At 40.4% G+C, this 14745-nt stretch carries 14 protein-coding genes and 2 tRNA genes; 7 read left to right on the top strand and 9 right to left on the bottom strand.

All coding sequences use genetic code 11. The annotated features are described in order from the left end of the window. Window positions 1-110: 110 nt before the first annotated feature. Genes modC through modA form a run of 3 tightly spaced genes read right to left on the bottom strand, consistent with a single transcriptional unit; the run spans window position 111 to window position 2671 of the window. Complete coding sequence (modC, locus tag CYG50_RS03985; RefSeq protein WP_102138350.1) at window positions 111-1178, bottom strand: molybdenum ABC transporter ATP-binding protein ModC; 1068 nt, start codon at window positions 1176-1178, stop codon at window positions 111-113. A gap of 1 nt (window position 1179) precedes the next feature. Continuing rightward, entirely contained in the window at window positions 1180-1869 is a 690-nt protein-coding gene (modB, locus tag CYG50_RS03980; protein ID WP_004256724.1) for a molybdate ABC transporter permease subunit, read from the bottom strand. Window positions 1870-1894: 25 nt separating this feature from the next. Next, on the bottom strand, window positions 1895-2671 hold the full coding sequence (gene modA, locus CYG50_RS03975; RefSeq protein ID WP_102138349.1) for a molybdate ABC transporter substrate-binding protein: 777 nt from the start codon (window positions 2669-2671) through the stop codon (window positions 1895-1897). 274 nt (window positions 2672-2945) lie between these two features. Between modA and CYG50_RS03970 the strand changes: the two genes are divergently transcribed. Then, window positions 2946-3971 (top strand): ElaD/SseL family deubiquitinase, encoded by a 1026-nt coding sequence (locus CYG50_RS03970; RefSeq protein WP_102138348.1) that lies wholly within the window; start codon window positions 2946-2948, stop codon window positions 3969-3971. Window positions 3972-4024: 53 nt separating this feature from the next. Here the strand turns inward: CYG50_RS03970 and CYG50_RS03965 are convergent, their stop codons facing one another. Next, complete coding sequence (locus CYG50_RS03965; RefSeq protein ID WP_004256731.1) at window positions 4025-4177, bottom strand: AcrZ family multidrug efflux pump-associated protein; 153 nt, start codon at window positions 4175-4177, stop codon at window positions 4025-4027. Window positions 4178-4395: 218 nt separating this feature from the next. Between CYG50_RS03965 and modE the strand changes: the two genes are divergently transcribed. The 5 genes from modE (at window position 4396) to CYG50_RS03940 (ending at window position 9666) form a co-directional block, all read left to right on the top strand. Then, the gene (gene modE, locus CYG50_RS03960) at window positions 4396-5184 is read left to right on the top strand and encodes a molybdenum-dependent transcriptional regulator (RefSeq protein WP_102138347.1); all 789 of its coding nucleotides are present in this window, start codon (window positions 4396-4398) and stop codon (window positions 5182-5184) included. Between the two features lie 144 nt (window positions 5185-5328). Continuing rightward, window positions 5329-6798: a molybdate ABC transporter ATP-binding protein ModF gene (modF, locus tag CYG50_RS03955; RefSeq protein ID WP_102138346.1), complete on the top strand. Its 1470-nt coding sequence runs from the start codon at window positions 5329-5331 to the stop codon at window positions 6796-6798. A 205-nt stretch (window positions 6799-7003) separates the two neighbouring features. Continuing rightward, window positions 7004-7834 (top strand): CPBP family intramembrane glutamic endopeptidase, encoded by an 831-nt coding sequence (locus tag CYG50_RS03950; protein WP_102138345.1) that lies wholly within the window; start codon window positions 7004-7006, stop codon window positions 7832-7834. A gap of 177 nt (window positions 7835-8011) precedes the next feature. Further along, entirely contained in the window at window positions 8012-8764 is a 753-nt protein-coding gene (gene gpmA / locus CYG50_RS03945) for a 2,3-diphosphoglycerate-dependent phosphoglycerate mutase (RefSeq protein ID WP_102138344.1), read from the top strand. A 161-nt stretch (window positions 8765-8925) separates the two neighbouring features. After that, the gene (locus tag CYG50_RS03940; RefSeq protein ID WP_102138343.1) at window positions 8926-9666 is read left to right on the top strand and encodes a hypothetical protein; all 741 of its coding nucleotides are present in this window, start codon (window positions 8926-8928) and stop codon (window positions 9664-9666) included. A 66-nt stretch (window positions 9667-9732) separates the two neighbouring features. Here the strand turns inward: CYG50_RS03940 and aroG are convergent, their stop codons facing one another. The 3 genes from aroG to nadA form a co-directional block, all read right to left on the bottom strand. Then, on the bottom strand, window positions 9733-10788 hold the full coding sequence (gene aroG, locus CYG50_RS03935; protein WP_102138342.1) for a 3-deoxy-7-phosphoheptulonate synthase AroG: 1056 nt from the start codon (window positions 10786-10788) through the stop codon (window positions 9733-9735). Between the two features lie 353 nt (window positions 10789-11141). Beyond that, complete coding sequence (gene pnuC / locus CYG50_RS03930) at window positions 11142-11864, bottom strand: nicotinamide riboside transporter PnuC (RefSeq protein ID WP_102138341.1); 723 nt, start codon at window positions 11862-11864, stop codon at window positions 11142-11144. 66 nt (window positions 11865-11930) lie between these two features. Next, window positions 11931-12971 (bottom strand): quinolinate synthase NadA, encoded by a 1041-nt coding sequence (gene nadA / locus CYG50_RS03925; protein ID WP_102138340.1) that lies wholly within the window; start codon window positions 12969-12971, stop codon window positions 11931-11933. Window positions 12972-13222: 251 nt separating this feature from the next. Between nadA and CYG50_RS03920 the strand changes: the two genes are divergently transcribed. Next, window positions 13223-14092 (top strand): aminoglycoside 6-adenylyltransferase, encoded by an 870-nt coding sequence (locus CYG50_RS03920; RefSeq protein ID WP_102138339.1) that lies wholly within the window; start codon window positions 13223-13225, stop codon window positions 14090-14092. Window positions 14093-14424: 332 nt separating this feature from the next. Here the strand turns inward: CYG50_RS03920 and CYG50_RS03915 are convergent. Then, window positions 14425-14500, bottom strand: a tRNA-Lys gene (locus CYG50_RS03915). Between the two features lie 37 nt (window positions 14501-14537). After that, window positions 14538-14613, bottom strand: a tRNA-Lys gene (locus tag CYG50_RS03910). Window positions 14614-14745: the final 132 nt, after the last annotated feature.

Here is a 14745-nt window from a genome sequence, read left to right as displayed (position 1 = left end):
GGTGTTGTGGCTAGGCGGCAAATGAAGCTATCCCAAGGAGCATACAGAAGTATGTGACTTGGGTAGCTGAATGTAGCCAACAACGCCACAGCGACAAGGACGACGAGTAATTATAGATGACGTGATAATGATACCGCCTTCACCTGCGCGTAGACTTTACGTCCTTTGCGAATAGAAAGCTCATCCCTTGCCCAGCGAGTGATCCGCGCCCATAAATAATGTTCTTCGCCTAAATCTAGCTTCACATCCACTTGTTCGCCATCTTCAATCCATTCAACGACTTCTGCGGCTAAAATATTGCGAATACTACTCACTTGTGGCTTTTCGAGTACCAAAGAAACATCAGCGGCGTCAATACGTATCCGTACATCAGCCCCCTGCTGTGCCTCAACGCGTGGGATCCACAGTTTTTGGCTACCTACAATCACCGCTGTCATTTCATAATCAGGGTGTTGGCTATGCACCGTTGCACTTACCACACTGCTTAACGTTTCTTGCTGTAACCAAGGGCGCAAAGCACTACTTGCCCAAACGTCTTCCAAAGGGCCAAACGCTTTTACTTTTCCTTGCGCCATGACAATCACTTTATCCGCAAGGCGTAAAATTTCATCCAAACTATGGCTGACATATAAAATGGGAATTTTAACGTCTTGGGACAGTTTTTCTAAATACGGTAAGAGTTCGCGCTTTCTGGGCAAATCCAAAGAGGCTAGCGGCTCATCCATCAGTAGAATTTCAGGTGCTGTGAGCAAGGCTCTACCAATCGCTACACGCTGTTTTTCACCGCCAGATAGTGTAATTGGATAACGATTTAGCAGTTTTTCTATACCAAGCAAGCCGACAATATCATCAAAGCGGTCTTTCATTATAGGTGACATGCCATAACGCAAATTGCTTTTCACCCGATAATGAGGAAATAACCGTGCATCTTGAAACACATAACCGATATGGCGTTGTTCCGGTGGTAAGCAAATACCTTTTTCCATATCCACCAATGTACGGCCATTTAGCACAACTCGCCCTGTATTGGGTTTCGTTAACCCACCTATCACATTGATAAGCGAGGTTTTACCTGCACCTGAAAGCCCAAAAACCGCAGTAATACTTTCCGTTGGCAGTTGTGTTGTGACTTCAAGCTGTAAGTCCCCTAGTTTTTGAGAAAAATCGAGTTCTAACATGCTAAGCCACCCCCAAACGCTTTTTACCCCAACGGGTGAGCCACTCTGAGATCAATAATGAAATCAAGGCTAAAATAATCGCAATGACACATAAACGCGCAGCGTCTACCTCCGCTCCCGGCGTTTCAATTAAGGTGTACATCGCTAATGGGATGGTTTGTGTTTCACCGGGTATATTCGAAACAAATGTAATTGTGGCGCCAAATTCACCAAGCGAACGTGCAAATGCTAATACTGTTCCGACAATAATGCCGGGAAGAGAAAGCGGAATGGTTATCGTGAAAAAAACACGCAACGGTGTTGCACCTAATGTCCTCGCGGCTAATTCCAATTTTTGGTCAACCGCCTCAAGCGCTAAACGAATTGCACGCACCATCAGTGGAAATGCGACCACGGCAGACGCAAGCGCAGCCCCTCGCCAACTAAAGGTAAAACTAAAACCAAACCAGTTATATAGCCATTCACCAATAAAACCGCGTTTTCCCATACTGATCAACAGTAAATAACCCACTACCACTGGCGGCAGCACCAGTGGTAGATGGATAATACTATCGAGCAGTGTTTTTCCAGGAAAATTACAGCGGACTAGCACCCATGCCACTAAAATACCTAACGGTAAACTGAAAATGACAGCCACACTGGATACTTTTAGGCTTAGGTAAATCGCTTCCCATTCATAAGGACTTAACATCTGCAAAAAAATGCTCTCTTAACGTTTATTGAGTACGAGGTTCAAAACCGTAACGTTTGAATACTTCTGAAGCCGCTGGGGTTTTTAAGTATTCATAATAATCACGCGTTGCTTGGTTATCTTGATCTTTAACAATCGCCATTGGGTATTCAACAGGTTTATGGGTATCTGCTGGGAAAACACCAACGACTTTCACTTTTTGGCTAGCGACAGCATCAGAACCATAAACAATCCCTAAAGGGGCTTCTTGGCGTTCAACTAATGCCATACCGCTACGCACGTTATTCGTACGTGCTAACAGCGGGTCAACCGTTTCCCATGCACCTAAGTTGCTTAATGCCTCTTTCGCATAGATACCAACAGGAACATGATCAGGGTCACCAACGGCTAAACGGCCACCATCTAACAGTTTTTTCCAATCAGTTTGTTTATTAATTTCAACTTTATCGATTTTTGCATCTTTCGGTGCGATTAACACCAATTCATTACCTAATAATGTATAGCGCGTATCTTCCACCATCAACTTTTTATCGATGGCGTAATCCATCCATTGTTGATCAGCAGAAATGAACAAGTTAGCGGGTGCGCCTTGCTCAATTTGACGAGCCAAAGTTGAAGAAGACGCATAAGAAGCAACAACTTCAACTTTCGTGTCTTTTTTATACTGCTCTGAAATTTCATTCAATACATTCGTCAAAGAAGCCGCTGCAAAAACCGTAATTTTATCAGCTGCAAAGCTATTGCTAGCCAGAGTTAATGTCAATGTTGCGCCAGCAAGAAGTGATACCAAACCTTTTTTCATTTTAATTCACCATAGTATTAATCAACACGCTATATATAACAGGACACAGCGATAACTTAAAGTCAAACTACGTATAAAAGTGTGCTGGCTCAAGAAATGATGCAATTTTGTTGCATGTTTTCCCTAAAACTCCACGAGCGATGAAAAATCCCCCAACTGTAAAATCGTTTTTATGTAGAGAACAATTTATTTCCTTTGTAATTTTATCGGCACAAATTGTGCATATTTCAGTATTTCATTCTACTTTTACAAACGACATAGCAAAGGTAATTATATGGGGACGTTTTCGACAAAACTAACGACTCACCTTATGGCTGAGTTAACAATTGAACAATTTAATGGGTTATTTGATAAAGAAATAGCACCTGAAACCTTAGATTCTTTAGCAAAATCGGCGAGTGATGGAAACTTAGAGAGTATTGATTTATTGCATAACATTGCTCTTAGGCAAGACTCTGCAGGAAAAAATGCAGAAAACATCCTATTTGATTTATTTAGTGGAAAACGTTCCGCGGTAAAAGGAATCGATAAAGAAATACAAAAAACCAGTCAGGTTCTGTATCAATCCAAACACCATAGAGAGGCTTTTAAACACCCTTCTAAACTGTTGTATATCATTGGCTCAACCCTAGAAAAACTCGACGATAAAATCGAATTAACCCATTTATTTGCGCAAAACCTACCACCAGTGTTAGGTCATGAATCAGATCTCTGGGGTAATAACCGGATGATAACAAGCGATGAAATTGGCTCTACCGATAAGAGAGAAACGGGATCCTCGACAATGTTAACGGTTAATAGCCCTATTGGCCTCATGCAAAATAATGAAAACCTATTATATGACATAATTTCTCAGAAAATTATAAGCCAACAACCTCTTAGCCAACTGGAACTATTTCCTGTCAATATTAATAATAACCATTGGGTCTTATTTGTGCTTTACCAAGATGAGGTAAAAAATGAGATAAAGGGGATGGTTTTTAATTCTTTTTACGAGCTCGACTCGGAGGCTAAACAGAAAATTGCGCAAGCAGCTGAATTAGCTGGAGCAAAAAAAATTCATTATATTGAAAAGAATATTCAACAATATGTCCCTAATGGATGTGGGCTTTTTGTTCATCAAGCAATCAAAGAACTTACAGAACAGACACCAACGGACCCCATTGAAGCCCTAATGCAGTTCCAATCCTCTTTTTCAGAGAAAACCAGTGAAGAACAACAACAATTTAATATTCAAAAGCGCAGGCAATTATATTCTAGCTACCTAGATAGCCTAAAACCAAAAAGAAAAACCCCCTGACAGCATTTACCATCAAGGGGTCTATAATTAATTCGAATAGTATTCGCTAAGCGTTACTTATTCTCAGTATTATGATGATGAGGTACGTGTGCTTTAGACAGTAAGTTAAAGAACGCGCCCAAACCATAGATCAAACCCATGATCAAAAACATAACAACTGGAACCATCATCAGGGCAAAACCCAGACTTTTAATTAGTTCTAACATAGGAAAAAACCTCTTCAGTGATACTGTACCCACCAGCCTACAAGATACGCTGACGAGGGAAAACTTGACTCTCAATACATTGAGTATAAATCAAATCAAAATAATAACGCACAATTACGTTATAATGGAGACTATTTTAGACAAAATATTATACTAACGACATACTAAACGTGCTTTTTACGTCTGTCATCACCAGCCACACCGGAAGGGAGGAATTTATGCAGGCCGAAATTTTACTCACACTGAAACTACAGGGCAGTTTATTTGCTGATCCTCGCCGTATCGCGCTACTCAAACAAATTAAAGCGACAGGCTCTATCAGCCAAGGGGCTAAACTTGCTGGGATCAGCTATAAAAGTGCTTGGGATGCCATCAATGAAATGAATCAACTCACTGATGATATCCTTGTTGATAGAGCAACAGGGGGTAAAGGCGGTGGCGGTACAACACTCACACACTACGGTGAAAGATTACTTCAACTGTATGATTTATTAGCACAAATCCAACAAAAAGCCTTTGATGTTCTAAAAGAAGACAATCTCCCTTTAGACAGCTTATTAGCAGCTATTTCACGGTTTTCATTGCAAACCAGTGCTCGTAACCAATTTTTTGGTACTTTAATTTCCCGTGACCACATGCAAGTTCAGCAACATGTGCAAATTCGCTTATCAGACAACAGTACAGTGATTAATGCAGCACTAACAGAGCAAAGTGCTAACCGTTTAGGGTTAACTGAAGGTAAAGAAGTGCTCGCATTGATTAAAGCGCCTTGGGTAAAAGTTACTAAACAACCCGCCCCAACTGGCTTTGATAACCATCTTGAAGGGAAAATTACCACGTTAGAGCGAGGTAATGAGAACAGTGAAGTCATTGTGACACTTACAGGCGGTGAAACGTTATGTTCAACCATGCCAAACAGTGAGATTGATAGTCAATCATTGAAAGTGAATAATAGCGTTACCGCATTATTCAATGCGGACCAAGTGATTATCGCCACCCTCTGTTAGTGTGCTAACTAAGCTTACTTGCTATCATAAGTGAGTAAGCATTCACCTTTTTTCTCTTACCATGCTGTTCAGCTGTTGACTTTATCTTCAATCCTGATTATTTGTGATAGATGACAAGGTAAATAATCATGATAAGGAAGCTTGATGGGCACAATAACAATACAACATGGCAACTTTAAGCTCAGCGAAATACAAACTTTAGACATTCAACAACTTAATATCGAAAAAGGGGATAATTGGGCTTTTATTGGTGCCAATGGTAGCGGTAAATCTTCACTTGCTCGGGTACTTTCTAATGAACTTCCCCCACTTTCTGGCGTTGTAAAAAATACATTCACCTCTCCAGTTCGTCTATCATTTGAACAATTACAAAAAATCATCAATGAAGAATGGCAGCGCAATAACACAGATATGCTCAGTGATGATGAAGATGACACAGGGTATACAGCCGCTGAAATCATCCAGTTTAACCATAAAGACAATGAATATTGCCTTGAGCTTGCCGCTCGCTTCGGTATCAGTGACCTGCTGTCTCGTCGGTTTAAGTACCTTTCCACAGGAGAAACTCGCAAGGTACTGTTATGCCAAACATTAATGGGTAACCCCGACCTGCTAATCCTTGATGAGCCATTTGATGGCCTAGATGTCTATTCCAGAAGTCATCTTAGCGAGCTGCTATCAAGTTTGTCTGAAAAAGGCTTAACTTTAGTATTAGTGCTAAACCGCTTCGATGAGCTCCCAGACTTTATTGAAAACATCGGTGTCGTCGCTGACTGCAAGTTAACGATGGCAGGAGATAGAGAGTCAGTACTCGCTAACACGCTAATAACGCAATTACAACACAGCGAGAAAATTAAGCAGCTTTCCATCCCTGAAACAGAGGACCCCACCACAGACGAAAAACTGGATGACACGACACCCCGTATTATTTTGAGAAATGGTATCGTTAGCTACAATGACGAACCGATATTGCACGGGTTAAATTGGCAGGTAAACCCAAACGAACACTGGCAAATTATCGGTGAAAATGGGGCTGGAAAATCAACGTTACTGAGCCTGATCACAGGGGATCACCCTCAGGGATACAGTAATGACCTAACGTTATTTGGTCACCGTCGTGGAACAGGAGAAACCATATGGGATATCAAGCGCCATATTGGTTACGTCAGCAATAGCATTCACCAAGAATACCGTGTCGCCACCAGTGTACTCAATGTCATCATTTCCGGTTTTCATGATTCTATTGGCTTGTACCAAACCCCTTCCGACCGCCAAATACAATTAGCGTATGAATGGTTAGCTTTGTTAGGTTTTTCAACGCAAATAGCTCAACAACCTTTCCATAGTCTTTCATGGGGGCAACAACGCTTAGTTTTAATTGCTCGCGCGCTAGTTAAACACCCTGCTATGCTGATCTTAGATGAGCCATTGCAAGGTCTAGATGGTCTTAATAGGTTGTTAGTTCTGCGGTTTATTGATGTCATGCTAAGCCAAGGTAACACACAGCTCTTGTTTGTCAGCCATCATCAAGAAGACGCCCCTGCTTGTATTACACATCGGCTCACTTTTGTCCCTGACAAGGGTAAATACCGTTACGATATTGAAGAGCTTTAATTTTTAACTTATTTGCCAATAGATGCGATAAAACTATTGGCAAATTTAATCTACTGTTTAATAAATAGTGACGAAATCACACGAACACAATCTATTGATTTTACTTAACTTATTATTTTGTTGATTATTTTAAATTAGAAAATTCACACAAAACCATTACACTGCGCCCCTTCTAATAATTTAAACATCTTAATGGATATTCTTTATGGCTTGGTTAATGTTAGCCTCTTCACTTACAGCGCTTGCAACACATCGTTTAATTGCACTTTTTTTACTCGCTTGCACAATTATTACCGCAGCACTTACACAGGTTATTGATTGGCAAGCAGTTCTGCTATTGGTTGGTATTACAATAATTGTCATTATTCGTTTGCGTTTCCAACACTATTTATCCATAAAAATTATCAGTGAAACCACCTTACTCGTTTGTGCAGTTGGCCTCTTTATTCACTTATTTCCCGGGTTTAATAACCTAAAATATCTCGATAAAGTTTCCGTAGGCGCGCATAGCGCCCCTTTCACAATGTATTTTAATTTTGATAAGGCACTCGTCCCTTTTATTTTATTTGCCTGCTTACCAACGTTATTTGTCTGCCGGCCAGCCAAACATGCAACTAAAGTTCAATGGGCACTGCTGGTTATTTCTGTCCCACTTTTATTGTTAATCGCTACTGCCGCCGGTGGATTAGCCTTTGAATCGCATTTCCCTAGTTGGCTACCGGCCTTTGTGCTCTGTAATCTATTTTTTGTTTCCTTAGCGGAAGAAGCGCTATTTCGAGGATATTTACAGCAACGTTTAACCCTTTGGTTAAAATCCCCATACCTCGCATTAGTGATTGCTTCGCTGTTATTTGGTGCTGTACATTTTGCTGGTGGACCACTGTTAATTCTCTTTGCTACGTTAGCGGGTTTGATTTATGGCCTAGCTTGGATGTGGAGTGGTAAATTATGGCTTGCTGTATCGATTCACTTCGGGTTAAATTTGGGACATCTGTTATTTTTTACTTATCCTGTAAAAATGGTGGTGAGTCAATAAAAAGGCAAGGCAACGAATTTTAAACTAAGTTTCACATGAAAATTTCTTTGATCGTGACTTTTTTGATTTGGTTTAGATAAAACGTAAGTTGCTACTGGCGTTCGAGTTGACTATCCCTATAATGTAGGTCAGCAATAATTCATTTTTAATTTGAGTGTACTGATAGGAGTTTTAGCTATGGCTGTAACTAAACTGGTTTTAGTAAGACACGGTGAAAGTGAGTGGAACAAAGAGAACCGCTTCACAGGTTGGACTGACGTAGAACTGTCTGATAAAGGCCGCGAAGAAGCAAAAATTGCAGGCCAACTGCTAAAAGACGAAGGTTTTGTTTTTGATTTTGCTTACACTTCCGTTCTGAAACGCGCTATCCATACTTTATGGAATATCCTTGATCAAGTTGAACAGCAATGGTTACCTGTTGAAAAAAGCTGGAAACTGAACGAACGCCATTACGGTGCACTGCAAGGTTTGGACAAATCAGAAACCGCTGCAAAATACGGTGACGAACAAGTTAAATTATGGCGTCGTGGTTTTGCCATCACTCCTCCAGATCTGACTAAAGATGATGAGCGTTTCCCTGGCCATGACCCTCGCTATGCGAAACTGTCAGAAAAAGAACTGCCTGTCACTGAAAGCTTAGCAACCACTATCGAGCGTGTTGTCCCTTATTGGGAAGAAGTGATTAAGCCTCGCGTTGCTAGTGGTGAAAAAGTCATCATTGCGGCTCACGGTAACTCTTTACGTGCCTTAGTTAAATACTTGGATAACATGGGTGAAGATGAAATTCTGAACCTGAATATCCCAACTGCGGTCCCAATGGTTTATGAATTCGATGAAAACATGAAGCCAATCAAACGTTACTATTTAGGTAACCAAGATGAAATCGCAGCTAAACAAGCTGCAGTAGCAAACCAAGGTAAAGCGAAGTAAGCATTTACGATTGCTATCGATAGAGGGTTAAGCGAAAGCTTAGCCCTTTTTTTGTCATAATTATCTTTCTTTTCCGCAAAATTCATTAACTCAAGGTGTAAGAAATCACAATAACCGACTATCATAGGGAAAATAGATTGAAAGGTTGATAAAACAATAAAATGAACAAATTTAATATGTATGTTTGGGTTGGTCTTGTACTTAGCGCCAGTATTTTAGGTTCTCTGCTGTATATGATCCAAGGCGGTGAATTAGTCGTTGATGGTTCAAATGGTGCAGCTAATGCCGAACTGATGAAAACCTTAATGATCATTGCTTGTGTCAGCTTTCCAGTACAAATTATTAGTATGATGGTGATGACTTATAAACCTCGGTTATCCATTGTTCTTGCGGTATTAAGTAGCCTCGCATTAATGCCAATCACCATTGTGTTTACCATGGGAATGATTTTCTCTGCGATCCGTTGGCGTTACCATCAACTAAACCAATTTGATACCTCATTAAATGTTCAATTTGACCAGCGCGTTGAGTTCAACAAACGCAATAACCGTATTTTAGTCGTTGCACTTGGTTTAATTAGTGTTACTTTTATTATATTGAGCCAAAGCTTGGGGATGTTTCTATTTGTTTTCACAATTTTCCTTGGTTACTTTGGCAAAAAAGCGAGTGACAGTATCTATTTAGCGATTAAAGATTCATATTTCTATATTCGCCCAAATATTTTCGCCTACTGCTATCGTATTCCATTAAAAGAGGTGAAATATGTTAAAGGCGAGAAAGGCAAAGTACACTTTGATGTTCAAGTCGATAATGAAGTACTGCAATTAACGGCAACGCCAGCGAATGCAACACCGGAAGAGCAAGCTAAGCTGGAAGAATTATTAAATAGAATTCAAAAATAAAATACCATAAAAAAGCCAGTTAACGATGTTCTTTCATCGCTATCACTGGCTTTTTATAACTAAGTTTTATCGATTGCGGCGGGCAATCACTGCATCCGATAATTGACGTAACACTTTTTCAGTATCACTCCAACCGATACACGCATCTGTCACACTTTTACCGTAAACTAGTGGCTCATCAGATTCGAGATTTTGGTTACCTTCCACAAGATTACTTTCAATCATAATTCCTGTAATTGAGCGGTCACCTTGACTGATTTGCTCGCTAACATCTGTTGCCACTTCCATCTGTTTTTCGAATTTTTTACAGCTATTCGCATGACTAAAATCAATCATGATACTCGGCACAAGCCCTGCTTTCTCTAGCCCTTCACGTACTTCTTGCACATGCTTAGCACTGTAATTCGGCTCTTTACCACCACGTAAAATAATATGGCAATCTGGGTTTCCGCTAGTGTTCACAATAGCAGAATGTCCCCACTTAGTTACTGATAAGAAACAATGAGCTGAACGTGCTGAATTAATTGCATCAATTGCAATTTTAATCGTACCATCAGTACCATTTTTAAAACCGACAGGGCAAGATAAGCCTGACGCTAACTCACGGTGAATTTGTGATTCAGTCGTACGAGCACCGATTGCCCCCCAACTCATCAAGTCTGCCACATACTGTGGGCTGATGACATCTAAGAATTCACCCGCAGTCGGTAAGCCTTGGTTATTGATTGTTAACAGCAATTCACGTGCAATACGTAAACCTTCATTAATATCAAAGCTACAATCCATTTTAGGGTCATTAATTAGCCCTTTCCAGCCTACTGTTGTGCGCGGCTTTTCAAAATACACACGCATCACGATTTCCAATGAGCCTTTTAATTCCTCACGTAATTTACCCAAGCGCTCAGCGTACTCTAAAGCCGCTTTAGTATCATGAATTGAGCAAGGGCCAATGACGACCACTAAACGGTCATCTTTACCGGCTAAAATATTGTGGATTGCCAGGCGTGCTTCATGAACGGTAAACGCAGCTTTGTCGGTTGCTGGAAATTTTTCGAGCAGAGCAATTGGTGGTAATAATTCTTTAATTTGTTTTATTCTGACGTCATCGTTCTGATAATTCATACCCGTATATCCAATGTTTATTATTTTTTACTGTAGTTGATTTACATGCCAAATTTATCCACGTTAGTTTCGCTCGAACAAAGCGCAGAGTAGACAGCTGAATTTCCTCGCTGTACCCAAAGGATAAAAGAGAATTAGCATCGAAATTTTAATCTAACCGTTCAACAGACATCTGTAAACAGGCAAGCGCACGATAAAACTAGGACTTTATTAGCCACCAATTATAAAATGAGGTGAAATGTTGAAATTTAGCACAATAAGTCAGCGAAAATAGCATTTTACAGAGCAAATAATAGCTAAAACAGCTAAATGACGATAATGTCACTTTCGCTGTTTTAGTCGATTTTTTCTCTCTAAGTGCGGGAAATAGGCAAAGAGCCGTTTTCTTTTGCTGATTTTATCCAAAGTCTAGAGCCATTTAGGGCGATACCTAATAAAATTAAGTATTCTAATGACATGGCATAAACGCCTTGAATAAAGAAAATCACAATACTGATGACGTTAATAATGACCCACAATAACCAGTTTTCAACATACTTACGCGTCATTAAAATCATTGCGACAACAGAAAGAATGGTCATTGCTGAATCCCAGAATGGGAATGCGTCAGGTTCTATCGTAGGCATCGCAAGGTTGGCACCAAATAGGTTTAATAACTCGACAGCCCATCTCGCAAGCACACCAAATACCGCATCAATATTAAATGTCAGATAAATAATAGCGATGATTGAAATAACGAGTGTGATAGCGGCTTTTGGTAAGCTCAACCAACGAATTTTTAGTTCTGCTTGCTGTGAACTAGTCACTCGGCTCCATGCGTACCAGCCATAGATATTAGCAACAAAGAAAAATATCTGTAGCAATAAATTTGCATATAGCTGAATTTGAAAGAAAATAACCGCGAATAGAGAAACATTAATTAACCCAAACAGGTAATTAATCGTTTTTTCTAGGCTAGCAAGCAAAATGCAAAGTAAGCCGGCAATCGTCCCCACTGCTTCAATGTAAGATAAATCATAAACTGAACCCCAGAGTGGGATCTGCACTAACGTATTGGCTGTACTAAAGAAATCCATCCCAAAATCCTTTATAAGTGATCGTTAATGTTGTATTGCTCAGTACTTCATTCAAATTGTATTTTATTATTTTAGACTCTCTGCAAAATCTAGCATCTTATTTAATGGTCGTAATGCTTTTTCTCGTAATATTTCACTAACTTGAATTTGATGGCCTTGGGTACTCCCTTCTAAAGCATCAGCAATCGCTTTTAAGCCATTCATTGCCATCCAAGGGCAATGTGCACAAGTGCGGCATGTAGCGCCCTCACCCGCTGTAGGAGCAATGTAAAGCGTCTTATCCGGGCAAGCTTGCTGCATTTTGTAAAAAATACCTTTATCCGTCGCCACTATCATCGATGGGTTAGGTAAATTTTGTGCCGCTTTAATTAACTGGCTTGTAGAACCCACCGCATCTGCAAGGTCGACAATCGCTTGTGGTGACTCGGGGTGAACCAATACCGCTGCCTCGGGGTACAACGCTTTCATTTTTTCTAATGATTGGGTTTTAAATTCATCATGAACAATACAAGCCCCTTCCCAACAAAGAATATCAGCGCCTGTTTGCTGTTGAACATAGCGTCCGAGATGGCGGTCAGGAGCCCAAATAATTTTCTCACCCAAGCTGTCAAGGTGTTCGATTAACTCGACAGCAATACTGGATGTCACCACCCAATCAGCCCGCGCTTTTACTGCTGCTGATGTATTCGCATATACCACAACAGTCCTATCAGGGTGCTCATCACAAAAACGGATAAACGCCTCTTCAGGGCAGCCTATATCCAGAGAACATTGGGCTTCTAATGTTGGCATTAAAACTTGCTTTTCTGGGCTGAGGATCTTTGCAGTTTCCCCCATAAATTTCACGCCAGCAACAACCAAAGTTGAAGCCGAATGTTTTGCACCAAAACGCGCCATTTCCAGTGAGTCTGCAACGCAACCTCCCGTTTCTTCAGCCAATGCTTGAATTTCAGGGTCGGTATAGTAATGTGCAACGATTACCGCATTTTTATCCACCAAAAGCGACTTAATCTTCTGCCGATAAAAGGCTTTTTCATCCGAGCTTAATCGTGCTGGTTTTGCTGGGAATGGATAAACTGACTGGTCAAAATCGATAAACACGCTCATTGGTTGCCTCTGTTTAGCAAAAAGCGATTTTATCACCTTGTATAAGTTTAAAACCGCAAGTTTACGCACATTTTGTTTTATATACTAAACAAGATACCCCACTTAGCTTAATAAGTCTCCTTTCTTTTTACCTATCGAATGACCTTTTGAGCTCACATTTTGGCTTTTTTACACTTTTTACGTTTGAACCTTCGCTTTTATATGCCTTTATCGGTATCGTAGCAGCCATTGTTATACTTAATAGGCAAGTTATGGAATCACCTGCATCTTTAATAAATAAAATTATCTCTATTTCATTACTCGATCCAAGAATTGAAGCGGTCATATTGACGGGATCTCGTGCTCGGGAGCAAGACATTGATAGCTATTCAGATATTGATATTGAGTTGATTGGCCATGGTACAACTGAAATATTTAAGCAGAAGTCTTGGATTAATCAGTTTGGTGAACCTTTAGTTGCTCTTCATTTGCTAAATCTTGAAGAAGATGCGCCTGATTGGCCAACCTGTTTGGTCATTTTTAAAGAGGGTCGTAAAGTGGATTTCACCTTTGCCGAACCTGAGCGATTATCTAAGATGAAGCAGGGAGGTTTAGATGCCACTTTTTCTCGCGGCTTTGCAGTATTACTCGATAAAACCGGGATCACCGAAGGCTTACCTGAAAGTATTAATCAACAAGTACTCACACCACCTCAATTCACTGCGGAGCAATTTACTGAAGTTGTCTCTGACTTTTGGCATGAAGCTCATCAGGTCACGGTAGCTTTAACTCGAGATGAATTATGGGTCGCATGGTCAAGAAGTGCTGATATGAAACAGTATTTTTTGACCATGATAGAACGTCTAGTCGCTATGCAAAATGATGATGTTTGGTATAAAGGACGTAACTACCATGAATGGATGCCTAAGAAATATATCAAAGCGCTAGAAATTATCTTTAATTGTGGAACCGCACATAGCGCAGCATTGTCTCTTCAATGCTTAATGCGTTGCTTTAATGAGGCCACTACCGAGCTCGCTAGCCTGCAAGGCTTCGATGATATGCAGCTGATGGCAGAGCAAATGCAAGAATTGCTTATTGGTATTTTACAGGATAACGCCCTACTCCCTGAAATACTGTAAAATAAGGTAACTAAAGCACAACGAAGGAACGTAGTGCTTTTATTGCCGAAGTACGACCAATCGAATATATATTATTGACTTAAAGGATTTAAATTCTTCGGATTTACCCTACGGGCTGAACCTGCAACCAGCTTGTCGAGGTATGGCTTGGCAACTGAGTGTTTACTGAATTAGATTATTTGTTTGGGGATGGCTTTGAGATGGTGGGTCGTGCAGGATTTAAATCCTTCGGATTGACCCTACGGGCTGAACCTACAACCAGCTTGTCGAGGTATGGCTTGGCAACTGAGTGTTTACTGAATTAGATTATTTGTTTGGGGATGGCTTCGAGATGGTGGGTCGTGCAGGATTCGAACCTGCGACCAATTGATTAAAAGTCAACTGCTCTACCGACTGAGCTAACGACCCATCTGGATTACTTCTTTTTACTACTAGAGACTTTAGATGGTGGGTCGTGCAGGATTCGAACCTGCGACCAATTGATTAAAAGTCAACTGCTCTACCGACTGAGCTAACGACCCATCTAAAACAACATTTCTAACTAAATTTCTTTTTGTATCTCGAGATTTTTGGCTAACCACATTCTCGTCTCAACGGCGGCCTATATTACTGATTTCTGACGAGGGTGCAACGATTTTTTTAAAAAAAAAGTT

It is taken from the genome of Providencia huaxiensis (assembly GCF_002843235.3).
In the GTDB taxonomy this organism is placed as follows: Bacteria; Pseudomonadota; Gammaproteobacteria; order Enterobacterales; family Enterobacteriaceae; genus Providencia; species Providencia huaxiensis.
The sequence above is the reverse complement of the archived record's forward strand: the minus strand, read 5'-3'. Positions and strand labels throughout refer to the sequence as shown.

Excerpts from the sequence above, each read along its gene's own strand:
- CYG50_RS03950 (WP_102138345.1), top strand. The coding sequence starts at position 7,004 with ATGGCTTGGTTAATGTTAGCCTCTTCACTTACAGCGCTTGCAACACAT.
- pnuC (WP_102138341.1), bottom strand. The coding sequence starts at position 11,864 with ATGGATTTCTTTAGTACAGCCAATACGTTAGTGCAGATCCCACTCTGG.
- CYG50_RS03970 (WP_102138348.1), top strand. The coding sequence starts at position 2,946 with ATGGGGACGTTTTCGACAAAACTAACGACTCACCTTATGGCTGAGTTA.
- modA (WP_102138349.1), bottom strand. The coding sequence starts at position 2,671 with ATGAAAAAAGGTTTGGTATCACTTCTTGCTGGCGCAACATTGACATTA.
- CYG50_RS03965 (WP_004256731.1), bottom strand. The coding sequence starts at position 4,177 with ATGTTAGAACTAATTAAAAGTCTGGGTTTTGCCCTGATGATGGTTCCA.
- aroG (WP_102138342.1), bottom strand. The coding sequence starts at position 10,788 with ATGAATTATCAGAACGATGACGTCAGAATAAAACAAATTAAAGAATTA.
- modF (WP_102138346.1), top strand. The coding sequence starts at position 5,329 with ATGGGCACAATAACAATACAACATGGCAACTTTAAGCTCAGCGAAATA.
- modC (WP_102138350.1), bottom strand. The coding sequence starts at position 1,178 with ATGTTAGAACTCGATTTTTCTCAAAAACTAGGGGACTTACAGCTTGAA.
- modE (WP_102138347.1), top strand. The coding sequence starts at position 4,396 with ATGCAGGCCGAAATTTTACTCACACTGAAACTACAGGGCAGTTTATTT.
- CYG50_RS03920 (WP_102138339.1), top strand. The coding sequence starts at position 13,223 with ATGGAATCACCTGCATCTTTAATAAATAAAATTATCTCTATTTCATTA.
- CYG50_RS03940 (WP_102138343.1), top strand. The coding sequence starts at position 8,926 with ATGAACAAATTTAATATGTATGTTTGGGTTGGTCTTGTACTTAGCGCC.
- gpmA (WP_102138344.1), top strand. The coding sequence starts at position 8,012 with ATGGCTGTAACTAAACTGGTTTTAGTAAGACACGGTGAAAGTGAGTGG.
- modB (WP_004256724.1), bottom strand. The coding sequence starts at position 1,869 with ATGTTAAGTCCTTATGAATGGGAAGCGATTTACCTAAGCCTAAAAGTA.
- nadA (WP_102138340.1), bottom strand. The coding sequence starts at position 12,971 with ATGAGCGTGTTTATCGATTTTGACCAGTCAGTTTATCCATTCCCAGCA.